Origin of the sequence: uncultured Algibacter sp., from assembly GCF_947487605.1 — a bacterium.
Classification (GTDB): Bacteria; Bacteroidota; Bacteroidia; order Flavobacteriales; family Flavobacteriaceae; genus Algibacter_D.
The window spans coordinates 1-237 of record NZ_CANKXK010000086.1 but is presented as its reverse complement, the minus strand read 5'-3'; the positions used below and the strand labels follow the sequence as shown (position 1 = coordinate 237).

The 237-nt window shown below is 42.6% G+C and carries 1 protein-coding gene; it reads left to right on the top strand.

Annotated elements, in window-relative coordinates; translation table 11 throughout:
* Positions 1 to 237 (top strand): hypothetical protein (locus Q0739_RS15040; RefSeq protein ID WP_298239549.1); only part of this gene is annotated, 237 nt, incomplete at both ends.

Genomic DNA, 237 nt, shown 5'->3' with positions numbered 1-237 from the left:
GTAACGCCTTTACCTACCCTAAGCACATCAAACGGTTCAGTTTGTGCTACTAGTCAAACCAATATCGATTTAAATACCTTAGTAACCACCAATGGTACTACGGTGACATTCCATACATCGCAAGCCAATGCCGATAACGATTCTGGTGCAATCTCTGCTACAGTAAGTCCGTCCTCTGCTACTACATACTATGTAAGAAGCGAACTCGCTACTGGGTGTTATGACACTGATACTATT